Source organism: Bartonella florencae, assembly GCF_000312525.1.
GTDB classification, from domain to species: domain Bacteria; phylum Pseudomonadota; class Alphaproteobacteria; order Rhizobiales; family Rhizobiaceae; genus Bartonella; species Bartonella florencae.
Window position 1 is genome coordinate 123,931 of record NZ_HE997455.1, and the last position, 16,199, is coordinate 140,129.

Sequence of the window (16,199 nt, forward strand, 5' to 3'; positions counted from 1 at the left end):
ATTCTCTTATGCACAATTTTCAAAACCAGTTTTCAGTTTTTCGCTATCGAGAGTGCGGCCGATAAAAACAAGACGGCTTTCACGTTTTTCATCTTCACGCCATGGACGTTGATGTTGCCCTTCAAGAATCATGTGTATACCTTGGATGACATAACGATCATCATCTCCTTGAAAGGCAATAATGCCCTTTAAGCGCAAAATATCAGGACCTTTTTGTTGTGTAATCTGTTGGATCCATGGAAAAAATTTTTCTGGTTGAAGAGCTCCTGTTTTTAAGCTCACAGAAGTAATGGTAATGTCATGCATGGCGGATAAAGGGTGATGTTCATGATCATGCGTACATTCAGGACCACACACATGATCTGAATGCTGGTGTTTGTGATCTAAATGTTGATCGAGAAAATGAGGATCATTTTCTAAAATGCGTTGAAGATCAAAGGAACCACGATTGAGGAGTTTTTCCAAAGGGATATTCGCACGTTCTGTTTCATAAAGGATGGCTCGAGGGTTAATGGAAAGAATGAGTGATCGAGCATGGGCACGCTCCTGTGCACTGACAAGATCAACTTTATTTAAGAGAACAATATCAGAGAAGGCAATTTGCTCTTCCGCTTCACGGCTTTTTTTCAGTTGAGAGGGTAAATGTTTTGCATCAACAACTGCTATAACGCTGTCGAGAGCTGTTTTTTCATGGATAGTCTCATCCATGAAAAAAGTTTGTGCAACGGGAATGGGATCTGCAAGTCCTGTTGTTTCTATAATAATGGCATCAAATCGGTGAGAGCGTTGCATCAGACTTTCAAGAATGCGAATAAGATCACCGCGCACAGTGCAGCAAACACAGCCATTATTCATTTCATAAATTTCTTCGTCTGATTCAATGATAAGGTCATTATCAATACCAATTTCACCAAATTCATTAACGATGACGGCATAACGTTTACCATGGTTCTCGCTAAGAATGCGATTGAGAAGAGTGGTTTTTCCTGAACCAAGATAGCCTGTGAGAACTGTAACGGGAATTTTCGTGGGCGTATTTTGTGTCTTTTCCATGAGGGTGCACCTTTTATTGTAATGCATTTATTTCAAATTGCTTGATATCATCAAGTAAATCACGAAGTCCGCAAAGAACATGCGCAAAAATTGCTTCACCTGCTTGGGATGTCGCTTGGCTTGCATTGCCTGCTGCCCCCTGTCTGTTCAAATCACGCATCATCCAGCCAAAGGCATGAGAACCATAGGCACGTAAATAGCGATAATTAGCAATCATATCAGCTTGCTTATTATGAAAATTTTTAGCCTTCTCCATATGTACTTTTTCTGGGGCTAAATAGAGCATGAGGGAAGTTTCTATAAAGCCTCCATGGATATCAAGATGCTGTTGAGAGGGCTCCATAAAACCTTGCGGAAGACCAAAGCGACTCCAGCTTGTTGCTACTGCAAGCATTGAAAGGCGCCTTCGTAATTCAGTGATAACAATGCTTATTAAAGGCGAATTTCCTCCATGAGCATTGAGAAGAAGAAAACGTTTTATTCCTTTATGATAGCAGTTTTCACCAATATTTGTCCATCGCTCAATAGCATCAGAATAGCTGAGGGTTCTTGTGCCAGTAACATCCATATGCTCTACAGAATAACCAATCTTTTCAACCGGTAAAAGTGCGATAGGGAATTGCTCTTTCGTTTGTAAAGTAAGTGCTTTTGCAAAGGCTTCAGCAATAATCCAATCGGTTTCAAAGGGGAGGTGATCTCCGTGATATTCGTGTGCACCTAAGGGCAAAAGAGCAAGAAAAGGCGTATCAGATAGCATAAATTATTGCCTAAAAGAGAAGTTAATGGAAATAAAGTTATCAAAGGCAGGTAAAGTTGCAGCCTTCAATTTAACCTATCTATAAGAGAAACGCAAATAGGAGCGTTTTTGTATCACATAACTATACAGTGGAAGTTAAAAACTTTGAAGATTTTATTGAGAAAAATAACCTCAATTTTTGATATAATATGAGGATGCTTTTAATATCATAATGGGGCTCCTCTTATTCAAAGAGAAGGTATGTTTTATGAGATTTTATGATTTGTGTTCTTGTTTTTGAAAAGTGCGTATTTAATGGGATAAAATACTCCACATCACATAATGGAAATATCATTTTCTTCATTTTTCTTTTAAAAATTCAAGTTTAGATAAAATTTTTAACGTTTCCTTTTTTGCTATAGAGGAAGAATAACAAAAGTATTTCTGTTGTTAGATTGTGATTATTACAGAATTTAATGCAGATTTCTGCCTCTTTATTTCAAGGCGACTTTCTCAATGCGATAAAAAGAGAGAGATGTTTGTTGATTAATTTTACTTTTACGTATTTTACTCTTGAGAATGTTTTAACGAATTTTGGTATTCATGAGAAAAAATGTCTGTAATGAGCAGGATTTTTACATCGGATAAAAGCTACGTAACTGAGGAGAGTTTGATTTATACCATAATTCGATGAAGAGAGAATGCAGTTGAGACCGACGAAACCATAATTAAAATGGATGATAATAGCGTAAATCTTTTGCATTTTGTAATATTTAATTATGTCTTTATATGATATATAGTAATAAATGTTTAATTATATATTTTACTTTTTAATTAAAATATATAAAAATTAATTTTATATTTAAAAATTAAAAAACAGTTATATTATTTATAATATTCATGCAAAAATTGTGAAAGTTTTTGTTCAAAAAGAAATGTTTGTGTTTGCTCCAAAGAAAAATATATTTACTAAAATGATAGGTTTTTCTATGGCCTATAATATTAAAGAAAAGAGGGGTTAAGTTTTGTGAAAGGCAAAAGAAAAAATTGCTTTTCAGTATTGTGGTGGCGATAATTTTTTATGACGATTTTATGTAGTTTGCTTGGTATTCTTGTATTCCTTAGGGTACTGTTGTGGATCTGATAGACCAACTTACTTTACAGGTAAATATAGTTATTTTTGTCAATAATATCTTGAATGCTTTATACTGTATCAGATAAAGGGGTGCTCGGTGAGTTATCCGAAGATATTATGGGCTGTTTTCTTTCTATACGTTAGTGAAGATTTAAAACGATTAACGTCTTTTTAAATTTAATAATTGTTTTAGGGAAGGTTAGTATATCATTTATGAATATCGTTTGTATTTAGAATTGCTTCATAAGTATGTTATTTCTCTTGTTCTACAACAGATTTTTCGAAAATTTTGCTGAGGATAATACAAGAGAGTGCTAACAATAGAAGTCTCTATTGCTTGATAGAGTTTTGCGTAATTGTTTTATTAATATTGGTTATATTCATCTCATTTTTAGGTAAAATTTCTTTACGCAGAAGAGTGAGAGATGTTTTTCTATTCTTAATTAATCTCTTAATCTGTGTTTGTTTTGCGCATTTAAAATAGATATCTTTATATGTAATTCATAATGTATTATATATAACAATATAGTATACCGTATTGTATATGTTTGTATAAATTATTAAATATAAGTTTTGGTTTTTATATATGTAAATATTATTTTACTTTTTCAGTGAAGAAAAAGATGAGAAAAGAAAACTATGTTTAAAATATTTAAAAATCGTGTATATTCACTTTTTTTTACGGTATTTATTCTTTTTTTTGTACAAACTGTAGAGGGGAATGCAAGTTTTGTAAAAGATCAATTTCAAAGAGGGGGGATTTTGGCTACACGAGAAAAAACTGTTGTTATTGAGGCTGTAGATGAACTTCTTGCCCATAAGTTTGAGGGGGAGAGTGCGTTCGATTTTGTGAAAGTTAAAAGGCGTTCTGTATTTTTATCTTTTTGGGATGGGCTAGGTATGATAACATTTATTGCTGCTTTATATTCTTTTTATATACTGGGAATGTATTGTTCGATTTTCTGTTTTTTTTAGGAATGCTCTCTACATTATAGTAAAAAATATCACTGATCTTGATGATTTTTGAAAAATTAATATTTAAAATAGTTTATGTTCTATTGGATAGAAAAATTACTTATGATAGCGTAGAATGTAGTTTTTTGGTTAGTGCTATAAGAGTTCAAAATCCTTTATAAGTAGAACTTAAGTTCCCTCTTATGACGTGTGCTTATTTTACAAAATAAATTAATGCGATCGTTCCTTTTATCAACTTTTAAGGTTACTGTTTATTTCGTGTAGTGATGCTTACATTTATATGTAACGCTGTTTTATTGATAAATGAACCTATCTTATCTTTTTAAATGTTTTTTATAGGGTAAAACAAGAAAGGATAAAACCGAGAAATGTTTATGTATTTGCTGTTCTAACACAAGAGAAAAAATGATAAATATTTATAAATCAATAAATCTATTTTAGTCCAATACATTGTTTATAATGATAATTTATCATTTCTCATGTTGAATGAGAGACCTGAATATCGTAAAATTATTTTTTTGCACATTACAAGTTGAGATAATGTGTGGACAAGAATGCTTTAAGAAAGGAGGAGGAATGCCTTTCATAAATCATTTCAAGTGCTAAAGCTTATCGTAACATTACAAATTGGAAAATGAAATGATGATGTCGATTTGTATCTTTATGAAGTAAAGATAGCAATACATAGTTAGTCTTGTCCCATATTATGGGAAAGTTTACATCATAGTATTTGCAGGTGCTGTTGTGAGATGAGGGGGATGTGCGTTGGAAAATGTCTTTTTGAAATAGCATCTGAATTTGCAACATAAATGTGTTCTATTTTACGTGAAGGTGGAGATTTTGTTAAGGTGATAAGAGCTGCTATACCTTAGCAGAAGAAGGATAATGAAGTAAAAGGTCTTGTTTGGCACGAAGACGTGCAATCCATTGATCTTCACGAATAGCTGTATTATGTATTGTAATGAGTTCATTTTTTTTAATTGCAGCTGTTACTGTTGCTTTTTCCAGAAGCCCACAGGGAATAGCTTGGTGCATGCGGGCTTCTGTATAGCTCATTATCCAAGCGCGATAAGTATAAAGACCGATAAAGTCTAGCTGATCACCAGGATGTAAATCTTTTTTAGCAACAGCACAAACTTCTGCTACGGGGTGATCAAGAGGTGCCATATCTTTTTTGCCATAAAGCATAATTCGTGCACAGGTGAGGGGGACTTCCATTGCTGTGAGATGATAGGGGCGATGAAAGGTGAAATAAGGACCCTGACCAATTTTTAAATCTTCCATACGTTCGCGCAGACGTGGGTGTGCTATTTCTGCAATGACAAAAACACCAGGCGAAACACCTTGACCTGTTGAGTAATCTACAGCACCATAATGTTTTAAAAGCCCTCCATCTTGTTCTGGGATAAGCACTTTGTTTAAATCTTGCAAGGGTGCTTGTGGACCGTGCATTCCTGGGCAATCGGGGAGAAGACCAGTGGCATTGGCAATTGCTGCCATTTCAACCATCGTTTTGGAACCATCAATAAATTCAACCAACATGCGTACATTCATATTACGCCGTAACGCTTCTTCTTCGTAAGCATCAGGTGTGGCATCAAAGAGCAGAGGATTATTTTTTCCCTTGCCAGCTGCTACAATTTTATGCCCAAGGGCTGAAACAAATTCGATAAGCTCCATGCAAGAAGTTGGTTCATCTCCGGCACCAAGTGTATAAATGAGCCCTCGTTTTTCTGCTTCATGTTTGAGATAAGTGCCAATTGTAACATCTGCTTCAACATTCATCATGACAAGATGTTTGTTGTTTTCAAGCGCTTTGATACCAATTTCTGCTCCAGCTTCAGGATAGCCTGTTGCATCAACAATAATATCAATTTGTTCATGGCGCAAAACAAGGTCAATATCATCGGTCGCTGCAATGAAACCTTTTTCAATAGCTTGCGTAAGGGCATGAGCATTTTCGACTTCCCATACATGTCCATCTTCGCCATAGGCTAATGTTGCGGCATCGAAAACACGTGTGGGCGTTCTTGTAGCAACGGCAGCGATTGTTATGCCATTCATATGTGCAACACTTGAGAGCAAATCTGTTCCCATCTCACCGCAGCCAATCAGTCCAATACGAATGGGGGGGTGGTGTTCTGCGCGCTGTTTCAAATCACGCGCTAAACCTGTTAAGCTGACATTGCTTGCCATTGTCTTTTTCCATTTTGGAAATTGCCTTATTAAAAAGGTATTTTCTACTTCATAAGGTGCGTTTGCTTTTGCAAATAATTCATCTTTTATTCTTGATGCTCTAATCAATGGGTTTTATAAAAGCAAGAGGGTTGGAGTACTTTTATCAAATAAAATAGGAAAAGCGTTATGCAGCAAAAAATCGCAGTACAAGATGTCGTCAATTTTATTGGGAAAAAGATAGGTTTATCGAAATGGCGTCTTATTACACAAGATATGATTAATCAATTTGCATGCGCAACAGATGATCATCAATGGATACATGTGGATGAGGAAAGGGCTAAAAAAACGCCTTTTGCTGGTACTATTGCTCATGGTTTTTTAATGTTATCACTTTTGTCTACGCTCGCTTATGAGGCTCTGCCGAAGTTGGAAGGTACAACAATGGGGATTAATTATGGTTTTGATAAAGTACGCTTTATGAGCCCCGTGAAAACAGGTGTACGGGTGCGTGCCCATTTTATGCTAGATGATGCAGAGATTCGTCCTTCTGGTCGCGTTGTTTTTCATTATGGTGTTAGGGTGGAAGTTGAACAGTTAAAAACACCAGCTCTTACGGCTCAGTGGCTTGTTGTTGCTGTGCTTGGAGAAAAATACGCGAATTCTTAAATTGTTTTAGTGTTTTGTTCTGTCAAGTTTTTGCGCAATTTTATCCGAAGACCATTGGGTGGTGACATTGAGAATGATCAAAAGGATGATAACACTTGTCATGATAGAGGTGTTATAACGCTGGTAGCCATAACGAATTGCCATGTCGCCTAAACCTCCTCCACCAAGATAGCCAGCAAGTGAAGTGGCCCCTATTAGAGAAATAACCATAACGGAAAAACCGGTAATCAGGCTGGGAAGTGCTTCAGGAATAAGAACATGACGGACAATTTGCAGACGGCTTGCTCCCATGGAACGGACAGCTTCGATGAGACCTTTTTCCACGGTTTTAAAAGAGAGTTCTGCCATGCGTGCATAAAAGGGAATAGCTGAAATGGTGAGAACAAAGATTACAGAAGGCATTCCTACACCCCTTCCTACCACTATACGCGTAAGTGGGAGAAGATAAAATGCAAGAATAATAAAAGGAATGGCACGAATACTATCAATGATGATGCTCAAAGGGCGATGAATAAGAGATGAGGCAAAAATCCCTCCTCGTGCGGTGGTGTAGAGGAGAAGACCAAGGGGAAGCCCTATAATAAGTGCCATCAAAGAAGCGCTTATCGTCATCAATATTGTCTCAAAAAGAGCGTTGGGGAGTTCATGAGAAAGAACATTAAACATAACCTAAAACCTCGCAATATCGTCCCTTTTCAGTCAACCATTGCACAGCCTTTTTAAGGGCTTCTTTATCTTGGGCTGGAAGACCTAAGAAGAGTCGTCCGATGGTTTCACCTTGAACTGTATCAAGCCCACCATGCAGAATACGTGCTCTTAAACCGATTTCATCTTCTAGAATATGGAGAAAAGGTTGTTGGGCAACTTCACCAGCAATATTGATTTCAATGACAGCTTCTTTTCCTGTGGGTTTAAGATCTTTTGCAAATTTTTCAGGAAGTTGTGGTGTAACAAGTTTAAGCATGGCAATGGTTGTTTCTTCTTGTGGTGATGTGAAAATATCTTTCACACATCCTTCTTCCACAATCTGTCCTTTGTTGAGGACAACAACACGATGCGCAATAGTGCGTACAACTTCCATTTCGTGAGTAATGAGCACAATAGTGAGATTAAGACGTTTATTAATATCGGCGAGAAGTTCTAAAATAGATTGTGTGGTTTCTGGATCAAGAGCAGAGGTTGCTTCATCTGATAACAATATTTTAGAATTAGCAGAGAGCGCGCGTGCAATACCAACGCGTTGTTTTTGTCCCCCTGATAGTTCGGCAGGATAACAATATTCTTTACCAGATAAGCCTACTAATTCAATGAGTTCAAGGGCACGTTGGTGGCGCTGCTTTTTATTTATACCACTTAATTTAAGGGGGAGTGCAATGTTGTTGAGAATATTTTGTGATAAGAGAAGATTGAAATGTTGAAAAATCATTCCAATACGTTGACGATAAGGTGCCCATTGTGTCTCTGATAGATTTGAAATATTGACGCCTTCAAAAAAAATAGATCCTGCATCAATTTGTTCTAATCCATTTAAACAGCGAATAAGTGTCGATTTTCCTGCTCCACTACGTCCAATAATGCCAAGAATTTCACCCGCATGGATATCTAAGGATAGATTATTAATCGCTGGAATATCAGCCGTCTTGTTAAAACAACGGCTGATATTTCTTAAGGAGATAAGAGCGGTTTTTTTCATTCAATATCACCAAGATGTGTGGTAAATTCCCTAAGATTTAGGCACAATTACCAAGATGTAAGGTACAATTACCAAGATACTTGAGCCGCTGGCCCGAAAATTTCTTTGATTTTTGTACGGACAGGTTCGCTATTGTAGGCCGCAACTAATTTTTTGACCCACGGTTCATCTTTTTCGCTCGTGCGTACAACGATGATATTATTGTAAGGATTGTTCTCAGCCTTTTCCCATGCGACAACATCTTGTTGTAAATTTAATCCAGAGACCAAAGCCCAGTTTGTGTTTATAACCGCAATATCAAAATCATCCACTGCTCGCCCTAACATCCCAGCATCGAGTTCACGAATTTGCAATTTTTTAGGATTTTCAATGATATCAAGGGAAGATGCAAGAATATTGTGGGGATCTTTTAGTTTAATCAGACCTAAAGAATTGAGAAGAAGTAAGGCTCTTCCACCATTTGATGGGTCATTTGGAATGCCAACATGTGCTCCATCACGCAGTTCTTTTATGTCTTTTATTTTGTGGGAATAGATACCAATGGGGGCAAGAAAAGTATATCCCACTATTGAAAGTTTGTAACCACGTTGTTCAATCTGATTGTTAAGATAAGGTGCGTGCTGAAAAGCATTGGCATCAATTTCTCCTGCATTAACAGCATCGTTAGGCAGAGTGTAATCAGAAAAATAAACAAGTTCAATGTCTAGACCAGCTTGTTTTGCTTGTGCGGCTGCAACTTTCCAAACAGTGGCTTCATGACCTTCCATAACACCGAGTTTTATCTTTGTTTTGTCTGCTGCCATGGAAAAGCTCATAGACAAAAAAAGTGCAAAAAGAGAAAGGAGTAGTCCGATAGTAGTATTGAGGGATAATTTCTTTAATGTCATGTGCTTTTGTCTTTCTTTATTATTTTCCAAGAGCTGTCTTGAGAGAAGATTCAATTTCTATCTTATTTTAAAGAAATTTCAGCTTATAAAAGCTTTAGAGAATATTCAATCATTTTATTCAAAACAGAGTATTATTTTTCTATTATTGTAAGTTTTTTTTCAAAATAACATCATATGCAAACAGTATTGCTGCAAAATTTAAGAATAAGTTCTTCTCCTATCATTATTTATTTGCGGAACCAAAGACAATTTCAAAACTTCTTTAAGTGACGATTGGAAAAAAAATCCAAATAATCAGATGATGTTTTGGCAGTAAATCCATAAGGAAAATATTGTGCAATCAAGGCAATAGACCGTTTGTATAAGGCGGTAGGGGTAAAATTAAGGAGAGCTTTTCTCAAAATGTGGTGGATCTTAAGAAGGTAAAAATTAATCACCACTTTATTTAAACGCGGCAAATTTTGCAAAGGTGAATATTTTGCCCTTCGCACTTTGGAGAGGAAAAAAAGAATGTTAAAAAAAATTTTTTATCAACCACAATGATTTTATTGGCTTTGGGCGGAACAGGACGAGAAATAACTGCTTCTCATGCCGCTGTTGCAACAGTTGCCAGCGTAGCATCGGGGCAGGCAATTTTACGTACAGGTCCGGCGAAAGCTTACAAAGTTATCGCAACTGTTCCAAAGGGAGAAAAAGTACAAATTGATGGCTGTTTTTCTAATAGAACTTGGTGTTTTCTTCGTTATAATGGAAAAGTTGGTTGGGCATCAGCACGTTATTTAAATGTTAACAATGTGCCCACGATCTCTTTTACAGATAGAAGTGTGAAGCCAAATTCTGCAATAAAAGTAAAAGAGCAAAAAGTAAAACAGGTTATTTCCAATTTTAAAAATCTCGCAGTGCCTCATAAAACACAAAAAAAGGCGCCCAAATTTTACAGAACAGATATGATCATAGATTCCACGGGGGTCAAAAAAAGGGATGAACGAACAATTTTGAATCCATCACAAAAGGCACAAGGTGTTTCTGTAAAACATGTGAACGCTTATAATCCCTTTTTCCCTGATGATGTCAATTTCAAAAATTTTGAGCGCAATGAAACACGTTACCGTATTGTAACCTATCCTGCTCCATAAGAGTAAAAAAATTAGTGTTATGTGGATAACAGAAAAATAATGGCAGCATGAAGCGAAAAATGTTTCATGCTGCCTTAGGTTTTATCAAATTACGAGAAATGAGGAGTTCAGCAATTTGCACTGCATTTAATGCTGCTCCCTTTCTTAAATTGTCAGCAACAACCCAAAAGGCTAGGCCATTTTCAACGGTGATATCTTCACGAATACGGCTAATGAAGGCGTCATCTTCCCCAGTACATTCATAGGGAGTGGTATAACCACCATCTTCGTGTTTATCGATAACTTGGCAGCCAGGGGCATTACGCAGAAGCGTTTGTGCTTCATGAGCGCTTAGAGGTTTTTCAAATTCAATATGAACAGCTTCTGCGTGACCGATAAAGACCGGAACCCGAACAGCAGTGGCTGTTAATTTGATCTTAGGGTCAAGAATTTTCTTGGTTTCAGCCGTCATTTTCCATTCTTCTTTTGTATAACCATCTTCCATGAAAATATCGATATGGGGAATGACATTAAAGGCAATGCGCTTGGTGAATTTTTTTACTGAGATTGGATCTGCAACAAAAACTGCTCGTGATTGTTCAAAGAGTTCATCTATTCCTTCTTTGCCAGCTCCAGAAACCGATTGATAAGTGGATACAACGACACGTTTAATGCTTGCTGCATCATGGAGAGGTTTTAAAGCTAAGACAAGTTGAATTGTTGAACAATTGGGATTAGCGATAATATTGCGCTTGGAAAATTCAACAATGGCTTGTGCATTGACTTCGGGTACAATCAACGGCACATTTGCGTCATAGCGCCAAGTGGATGAATTGTCGATGACCACACAACCGGCAGCAGCAATTTTGGGAGCATATTCTTTGGAAATACTTCCTCCTGCAGACATAAGACACAGATCGGTATCAGAAAAATCGTATGTATCAAGTGCTTTTACTTTTAAGGTTTTATCACCATAGGAAACCTCTTGTCCTAATGAGCGGCGTGATGCAAGAGGAACGATTTCATGGGCAGGAAAACCACGTTCTTCTAAAATTGTAAGCATTTCACGGCCAACATTTCCTGTTGCGCCAACTACTGCAACTTTAAAACTCATTTTTTTCTACTCCTGTTCCTCTCCACATTTCTCCTCTTGAGCTATACTCAGGAGAAGGTAAATTGGTCAAGGAATATTTAGATATCTTGTCGATTTTCAGAAGGTTAATCTTTATGCACAGGTCTCATTTCGCTGGCAGATTAGCTTATTTTGCATGAGAGTGCTTTTTGTATCTTTTAAGAGTAGAGAAAATTTGAATATTTTATGCTAGGCTTGTATGAGAGGATTGCTTCATCTTTCAATTTTCTCAATTCTTTCGCTTTTATTCATTGTATGCTTTAAGATATTTCCTCTTTAGGACATTTGTATTGTGTAACGGTTACACCGTGTATTGTGTTGGTAAAGTTTTTCATATTTGTAACGGCAAGTTTCTTGTAAAAACTCCCATGCCCTGATCTCAAAGTCATATCTGCTTTTTTGTGGCTTTTATATTTTGATTTGAAATAAGCATTCTCCTATTATTAAAGTTTTTTTCTTGCAGAAAGCTTTAAGCGAAATTATGAAAATAAGCTGCTGTTTTCTTCATGAGAAATTAATTGCAAGATTGCTCTTTGTTTTTTGCGGGTAAGCATTCTGAAGTTTTTCAAAAGCAGAGATGCCGCTTTGCTCGATATTCTGTCATCATGGGGATTTGTAGTCTTTTCTTTTGTTGAGAGATCCGCATAAAAGAAGGAGACTGGAACATCCAATATATCGGCAATTTCCTGCAAGCGTCCTGCGCTTACGCGATTTATGCTTTTTTCATATTTTTGAATTTGTTGAAAAGTAACACCTAAGCGACTGCCTAATTGTTGTTGCGAAAGCCCTATGATGTTTCTTCTGAGACGAATTTTTCTCCCACAGAGATATCGTTAAAATGTGGATTTTTCGCACGCACTTTATTCCCCCTAGATGCGAGCGCCCTCGCATTGGTATTCTGGGGTCTGGAAGTGCTGAAACCGAGTCAGCCTCTTGCTTTTAGTGCTGAAAAGCACTTGGACATAACAAGAGCCCTCGGAAATTCTGGGATACCTGCAAAGCGGATTTATTCTGTGTTCGGTTTTAGGGCTTCCAAGCCCTCTTGATCGTTGCGTATACGACCAACATCACGGATTCATTCATAGGGGACTTTCTTTAAATCGTCAATTGGAATTAAAGCGGTTGTGTTTGTTGCTTCTTTGCAAAATTTATAGGCAACTGTTGCAATGGATCTTTGCTGCTTTCATAAGAATTTAGTTCATTTTTTTCTCTTTTTTTGAAAGTCATGAATGCTTAAATGCTGTGTGTTTTAAAGAGGAGGCAGGTTTTTAATTGAGTATTTTATTTGAGAACTTGTTTCTTATGACTTGGTGTATTTTATACGCTATTGGGGGAAGGCAATAGAAGCACTGTCTCTAAAATCATTTTCTTGCACGTCAAAAGCGAGGCTGGCGTGTGGGTAGAAGTGAGGAAAAAGAGGAATAGGATATCTCTTATAAACCGTTTCAGATGTCAAGAGTTTAAGTATTTCTTTAAAAATTTTCTCTTCACTTATTAAGCGATTTATTAGAATATGCGCTTCCTTTGAAGTTCATATCACCAGTTTTATTAAAAGGCGTGTAACTTTAAGTGTAGAAAAGTTTAATATCGGATGGTTGATATGAATTTATTTTTAAAAAAGAGTCCCTTAGTTCTCTTTTCTTCTCTCTTTATTTCTAAAGTTGGCGATTATGCTTATGAAGTTGTTTTTGTTTTACTCGTCTTGGAATTGACAGATAACATCTTTTTTACAGGTCTGGTGTATTTTTTTCGCTTTATTCCTTTTCTCTTTTTGGGGCCTATAGGAGGTTGGTTAGCGGATAATTTTTCTTTGAAGAAAAATATGATCTTAAGTGAATTTGTGAGATTATTTGCTTCATTATTCGTTTTTGTAACATATATAACAGGCACTGCAAATATTATTGTTCTTATTTTTGCAGCAATATTTACAACGATAGGAAGAAGTATTTTTCAACCAAGTTTTCAAGCCGCTATTCCCAGAATGTTTTCAATAAATGAACTTACAAAGGCAAATAGTATTGCACAAATTATAAATGAGACTGCATCTGTTATTGGTCCTTTAGTTTGTTCCCTCCTGCTTTTTTTCGCAAATAAATCGGCAGTCCTCATTTCTGATTTTTTTACCTATCTTATATCTATTATGCTGTTATTTAATCTTATGAATTTAAATTCAAGCAAGAATAAATCATTCAATTTTATAAAAATTTATCGAGAAACAACTTCCTATCTTAAATATCTGTCTACAGAAAATAAACATTTATTTATTACGCTTGTTGGTTCGGCGTTTGCTATTCTTTTTACTGGTGCAATTTTAAGATTTTTAATTCCAGCTTTTGTTCTCTCTATAGGTGGAGAGGACAGCTTTGTGAGTTATATTTTCTCTCTCATTGCTGTTGGAACCATTGTAGGTGGTTTGTTATATAGTAAAATTATCGTCAATATTACATCGTTAAAGCTCATGGCATTTTGGCTTCTCTATGGGGTTATTCTGTTTGTGATGCCTTTAGCTGCAATGCTTTATTTAAAACTTCTTCTCGTATTAGCATTTGTTTTAGGATTTATCGGTGCATTTGTGGATATTAGTTTAGTCTCAGCACTTCAATTATACTCTCGTCGTGAAGATTTTGGTAAGAGTTTTGGGACCTTTTCAACTTTAGCGAATTCTGCGGAAGCCGTGTCTGGCTTTATTGCTGGACTTTTTGCCCTCGTGGGATTGTTAAGCTCTTTTTTAGCTATGTCTGCATTCATTATTTCTACTGGAATTATTGGAGTTATAAAAGTTAAGAAAAATAAAGCTATAGCATCTCTTAACACTGTAGGAGATGATGATCATTGATATATTTAATAGTTTACATGCCATTTCTTTTTTCTAAAACGGCTTGTTAATTCTCTTTGAAACACAAGCTTTATATTCCTCACTGCTTTAACGCGTAAGAGGAAAGGTTTTTGAATTTGAAGAGGTATGCCTCATGCAAAGTTCATATGATCCTTTTACAAAACAATGGATTTTTTTAAAGTGAGAAAATATGAAAAATAGGAACAAAAGAGATCTTTTGATGAAAAAATACTCGAGAACGGTGCGCTCTTATCAAGAAAAATGTATTAAGTGCAGCTTACTCTTATGTGCTCTTTTTTTCATGATTTTGCAAAGGACGGGCTTCGGAGGAAAGCATAATGGGGACACCATCACGAATAGGATAAGCAAGTTTTGCTTTGAGTGAGATTAATTCTTGTGTTTCTCGGTTTAAAGAGAGTGTCCCCCCTGTGATTGGGCAGATGAGCAATTCAAGCATTTTGGGATCAGGGGTCATTTTTTTCATGTTTTATTCCTCATTTGTTTTAATGGTACTCCGCTCCTGTTTGTTTCATCAACGAGTGTTCCGTTAAAGCAAGAAGAGTTTGGGCGCGGCTATCGATATCTGGGGCTTCCAGTAGAGCTTGCTTTTCTGCTGGTGTAAAGGGAATAAGGGCTGAAAAAGCATTCACCAATAGTGGGGTGGGCGCTTGTATGATGCTGTTCCAATTATATTCCATTTCATTTATCGTGAGATATTGCTCAACAATATTGAGTAAATTTTCTCGATTAATGTTTTCTGCAATATTGGTTTCTTGTAAGTCTTTTATATTTGAGCGGACAAGAGCAGTGCGATAGGATTTGGTGTTGGCCAATTCCTGTTCTAAAGTAAAGCGGCAAACACCTTGTAATATAATGAAAAGCTGCCCATTTCCTGTTTCACTATAGTTGGTAATGCGCCCTATACAGCCTGTTTTGTAAAGCTGTGTAGAGCAGCAATCTGGTGTCGATGAAAGCGGTTGAATGATTCCCAGTAAACGATTAGATATCATAACATTTTCAACCATTTCGAGTGCTTCTGGTTCGAAAATATTGAGTGATAAAAAACCACCAGGCAGTAAGAGTGCTCCCTCTAGTGGGAAAAGAGCAATTTGTTTTGGAAGATCATTTTCGCAATTGTAATGGATATTGCCAGCTTTCATGAGTATTTTGTAACCTTTATTTATGAAGTTTAGTATGTAAATAATCGCAATTTATGACACTATTTAGAGACAAAAAATCGAAAAAGAAGAAACTTCAGTTTCTTGTGTGTTAAGATTATTTTTAAATACGTGAAATCTTTCATCTTAAAAGATATGAAACTCTCTGGTTTAAAATCGTTCTTTGCAAGAGGGGTATTGCTTTATGATTTCCTTGAAGGCGCAAGATTTTTCCCTTTTTTCAAAGTGAAATTTTCGCTTTTTTCAAGTTATGTTTTTGTTTATCGCCCGTTTTGTTTATAGGCTTGGCTGTTTTTCTCTTTGGTTTCCTGAAATGCGGACACTTAAACAATTCTCAGTTCTCATAAGGAATGCCATTATAAGTCCTTTAGAGTAGCTTATGCAAGTTTAAAATTAGAATGCTTTCATCACTTTACTAATGACAGCGTAATAAAGATAGGTTATAGATCAAAATCTGTCGGAAAGAGTATTATTATTGTTTCTTTCATTCTTTTGCGGGAGAGCGCAGATTGCGAGCCTTTGTATCTGCCGCCGAAGGGGAAAATAGCCCATAATCTCTCAGGCTCTAGGGACCGTAAAAGAAGAAAGACAGATCTGGAAAGTCGGAAAGATCCG

General features: G+C 36.3%; 14 protein-coding genes and 1 riboswitch. Of the genes, 4 read left to right on the forward strand and 10 right to left on the reverse strand.

Features of this window, described 5'->3' with window-relative positions; all coding sequences use genetic code 11:
- Window positions 1-6: 6 nt before the first annotated feature.
- Together BN202_RS08010 and BN202_RS08015 are read right to left on the reverse strand one after the other, a co-directional pair.
- Window positions 7-1,053, reverse strand: coding sequence for a CobW family GTP-binding protein (locus BN202_RS08010; protein ID WP_019220132.1), 1,047 nt, complete (start codon window positions 1,051-1,053; stop codon window positions 7-9).
- Between the two features lie 13 nt (window positions 1,054-1,066).
- Window positions 1,067-1,810, reverse strand: a complete 744-nt coding sequence (locus BN202_RS08015; protein ID WP_019220133.1) for a creatininase family protein — start codon at window positions 1,808-1,810, stop codon at window positions 1,067-1,069.
- Between the two features lie 1,753 nt (window positions 1,811-3,563).
- Between BN202_RS08015 and BN202_RS10095 the strand changes: the two genes are divergently transcribed.
- Complete coding sequence (locus tag BN202_RS10095; RefSeq protein ID WP_019220134.1) at window positions 3,564-3,899, forward strand: hypothetical protein; 336 nt, start codon at window positions 3,564-3,566, stop codon at window positions 3,897-3,899.
- An 861-nt stretch (window positions 3,900-4,760) separates the two neighbouring features.
- Here the strand turns inward: BN202_RS10095 and BN202_RS08025 are convergent.
- Window positions 4,761-6,095, reverse strand: coding sequence for an NAD(P)H-dependent oxidoreductase (locus BN202_RS08025; RefSeq protein WP_019220135.1), 1,335 nt, complete (start codon window positions 6,093-6,095; stop codon window positions 4,761-4,763).
- Window positions 6,096-6,263: 168 nt separating this feature from the next.
- Here BN202_RS08025 and BN202_RS08030 point away from each other — a divergent pair, with 168 nt between their 5' ends.
- The gene (locus BN202_RS08030; protein WP_019220136.1) at window positions 6,264-6,743 is read left to right on the forward strand and encodes a MaoC family dehydratase; all 480 of its coding nucleotides are present in this window, start codon (window positions 6,264-6,266) and stop codon (window positions 6,741-6,743) included.
- 6 nt (window positions 6,744-6,749) lie between these two features.
- Here the strand turns inward: BN202_RS08030 and BN202_RS08035 are convergent, their stop codons facing one another.
- The 3 genes from BN202_RS08035 to BN202_RS08045 form a co-directional block, all read right to left on the reverse strand.
- Window positions 6,750-7,409 (reverse strand): methionine ABC transporter permease, encoded by a 660-nt coding sequence (locus BN202_RS08035; RefSeq protein WP_019220137.1) that lies wholly within the window; start codon window positions 7,407-7,409, stop codon window positions 6,750-6,752.
- Entirely contained in the window at window positions 7,402-8,436 is a 1,035-nt protein-coding gene (locus BN202_RS08040; protein WP_019220138.1) for a methionine ABC transporter ATP-binding protein, read from the reverse strand. Before BN202_RS08040 ends, BN202_RS08035 begins: the two co-directional genes overlap by 8 nt.
- Window positions 8,437-8,504: 68 nt before the next feature.
- Window positions 8,505-9,323 (reverse strand): MetQ/NlpA family ABC transporter substrate-binding protein, encoded by an 819-nt coding sequence (locus BN202_RS08045; protein ID WP_019220139.1) that lies wholly within the window; start codon window positions 9,321-9,323, stop codon window positions 8,505-8,507.
- Between the two features lie 539 nt (window positions 9,324-9,862).
- Here BN202_RS08045 and BN202_RS08050 point away from each other — a divergent pair.
- Window positions 9,863-10,459, forward strand: coding sequence for an SH3 domain-containing protein (locus BN202_RS08050; RefSeq protein WP_019220140.1), 597 nt, complete (start codon window positions 9,863-9,865; stop codon window positions 10,457-10,459).
- Window positions 10,460-10,523: 64 nt separating this feature from the next.
- On the opposite strand, the gene BN202_RS08055 is transcribed toward BN202_RS08050, so the two are convergent.
- Both BN202_RS08055 and BN202_RS08060 read right to left on the reverse strand, forming a co-directional pair.
- Window positions 10,524-11,552: an aspartate-semialdehyde dehydrogenase gene (locus BN202_RS08055; protein WP_019220141.1), complete on the reverse strand. Its 1,029-nt coding sequence runs from the start codon at window positions 11,550-11,552 to the stop codon at window positions 10,524-10,526.
- 497 nt (window positions 11,553-12,049) lie between these two features.
- Window positions 12,050-12,382 carry a helix-turn-helix domain-containing protein gene (locus BN202_RS08060; protein ID WP_083859173.1) on the reverse strand — a complete coding sequence of 111 codons (333 nt, stop codon included), beginning with the start codon at window positions 12,380-12,382 and terminating at the stop codon, window positions 12,050-12,052.
- 788 nt (window positions 12,383-13,170) lie between these two features.
- Between BN202_RS08060 and BN202_RS08065 the strand changes: the two genes are divergently transcribed.
- Window positions 13,171-14,406 (forward strand): MFS transporter, encoded by a 1,236-nt coding sequence (locus BN202_RS08065; RefSeq protein WP_034987951.1) that lies wholly within the window; start codon window positions 13,171-13,173, stop codon window positions 14,404-14,406.
- A 283-nt stretch (window positions 14,407-14,689) separates the two neighbouring features.
- Here the strand turns inward: BN202_RS08065 and BN202_RS08070 are convergent, their stop codons facing one another.
- Together BN202_RS08070 and BN202_RS08075 are read right to left on the reverse strand one after the other, a co-directional pair.
- On the reverse strand, window positions 14,690-14,890 hold the full coding sequence (locus BN202_RS08070; protein ID WP_019220144.1) for a Trm112 family protein: 201 nt from the start codon (window positions 14,888-14,890) through the stop codon (window positions 14,690-14,692).
- Between the two features lie 19 nt (window positions 14,891-14,909).
- Window positions 14,910-15,566 carry an LON peptidase substrate-binding domain-containing protein gene (locus BN202_RS08075; RefSeq protein WP_019220145.1) on the reverse strand — a complete coding sequence of 219 codons (657 nt, stop codon included), beginning with the start codon at window positions 15,564-15,566 and terminating at the stop codon, window positions 14,910-14,912.
- A gap of 503 nt (window positions 15,567-16,069) precedes the next feature.
- A riboswitch (glycine riboswitch) is annotated at window positions 16,070-16,169 on the forward strand.
- The last annotated feature ends 30 nt before the right edge of the window (window positions 16,170-16,199 follow it).

Bases quoted from the DNA above. Each gene is read 5' to 3' on its own strand.
- BN202_RS08010 (WP_019220132.1), bottom strand. From the start codon at position 1,053: ATGGAAAAGACACAAAATACGCCCACGAAAATTCCCGTTACAGTTCTC.
- BN202_RS08015 (WP_019220133.1), bottom strand. From the start codon at position 1,810: ATGCTATCTGATACGCCTTTTCTTGCTCTTTTGCCCTTAGGTGCACAC.
- BN202_RS10095 (WP_019220134.1), top strand. From the start codon at position 3,564: ATGTTTAAAATATTTAAAAATCGTGTATATTCACTTTTTTTTACGGTA.
- BN202_RS08025 (WP_019220135.1), bottom strand. From the start codon at position 6,095: ATGGCAAGCAATGTCAGCTTAACAGGTTTAGCGCGTGATTTGAAACAG.
- BN202_RS08030 (WP_019220136.1), top strand. From the start codon at position 6,264: ATGCAGCAAAAAATCGCAGTACAAGATGTCGTCAATTTTATTGGGAAA.
- BN202_RS08035 (WP_019220137.1), bottom strand. From the start codon at position 7,409: ATGTTTAATGTTCTTTCTCATGAACTCCCCAACGCTCTTTTTGAGACA.
- BN202_RS08040 (WP_019220138.1), bottom strand. From the start codon at position 8,436: ATGAAAAAAACCGCTCTTATCTCCTTAAGAAATATCAGCCGTTGTTTT.
- BN202_RS08045 (WP_019220139.1), bottom strand. From the start codon at position 9,323: ATGACATTAAAGAAATTATCCCTCAATACTACTATCGGACTACTCCTT.
- BN202_RS08050 (WP_019220140.1), top strand. From the start codon at position 9,863: ATGATTTTATTGGCTTTGGGCGGAACAGGACGAGAAATAACTGCTTCT.
- BN202_RS08055 (WP_019220141.1), bottom strand. From the start codon at position 11,552: ATGAGTTTTAAAGTTGCAGTAGTTGGCGCAACAGGAAATGTTGGCCGT.
- BN202_RS08065 (WP_034987951.1), top strand. From the start codon at position 13,171: ATGAATTTATTTTTAAAAAAGAGTCCCTTAGTTCTCTTTTCTTCTCTC.
- BN202_RS08070 (WP_019220144.1), bottom strand. From the start codon at position 14,890: ATGAAAAAAATGACCCCTGATCCCAAAATGCTTGAATTGCTCATCTGC.
- BN202_RS08075 (WP_019220145.1), bottom strand. From the start codon at position 15,566: ATGAAAGCTGGCAATATCCATTACAATTGCGAAAATGATCTTCCAAAA.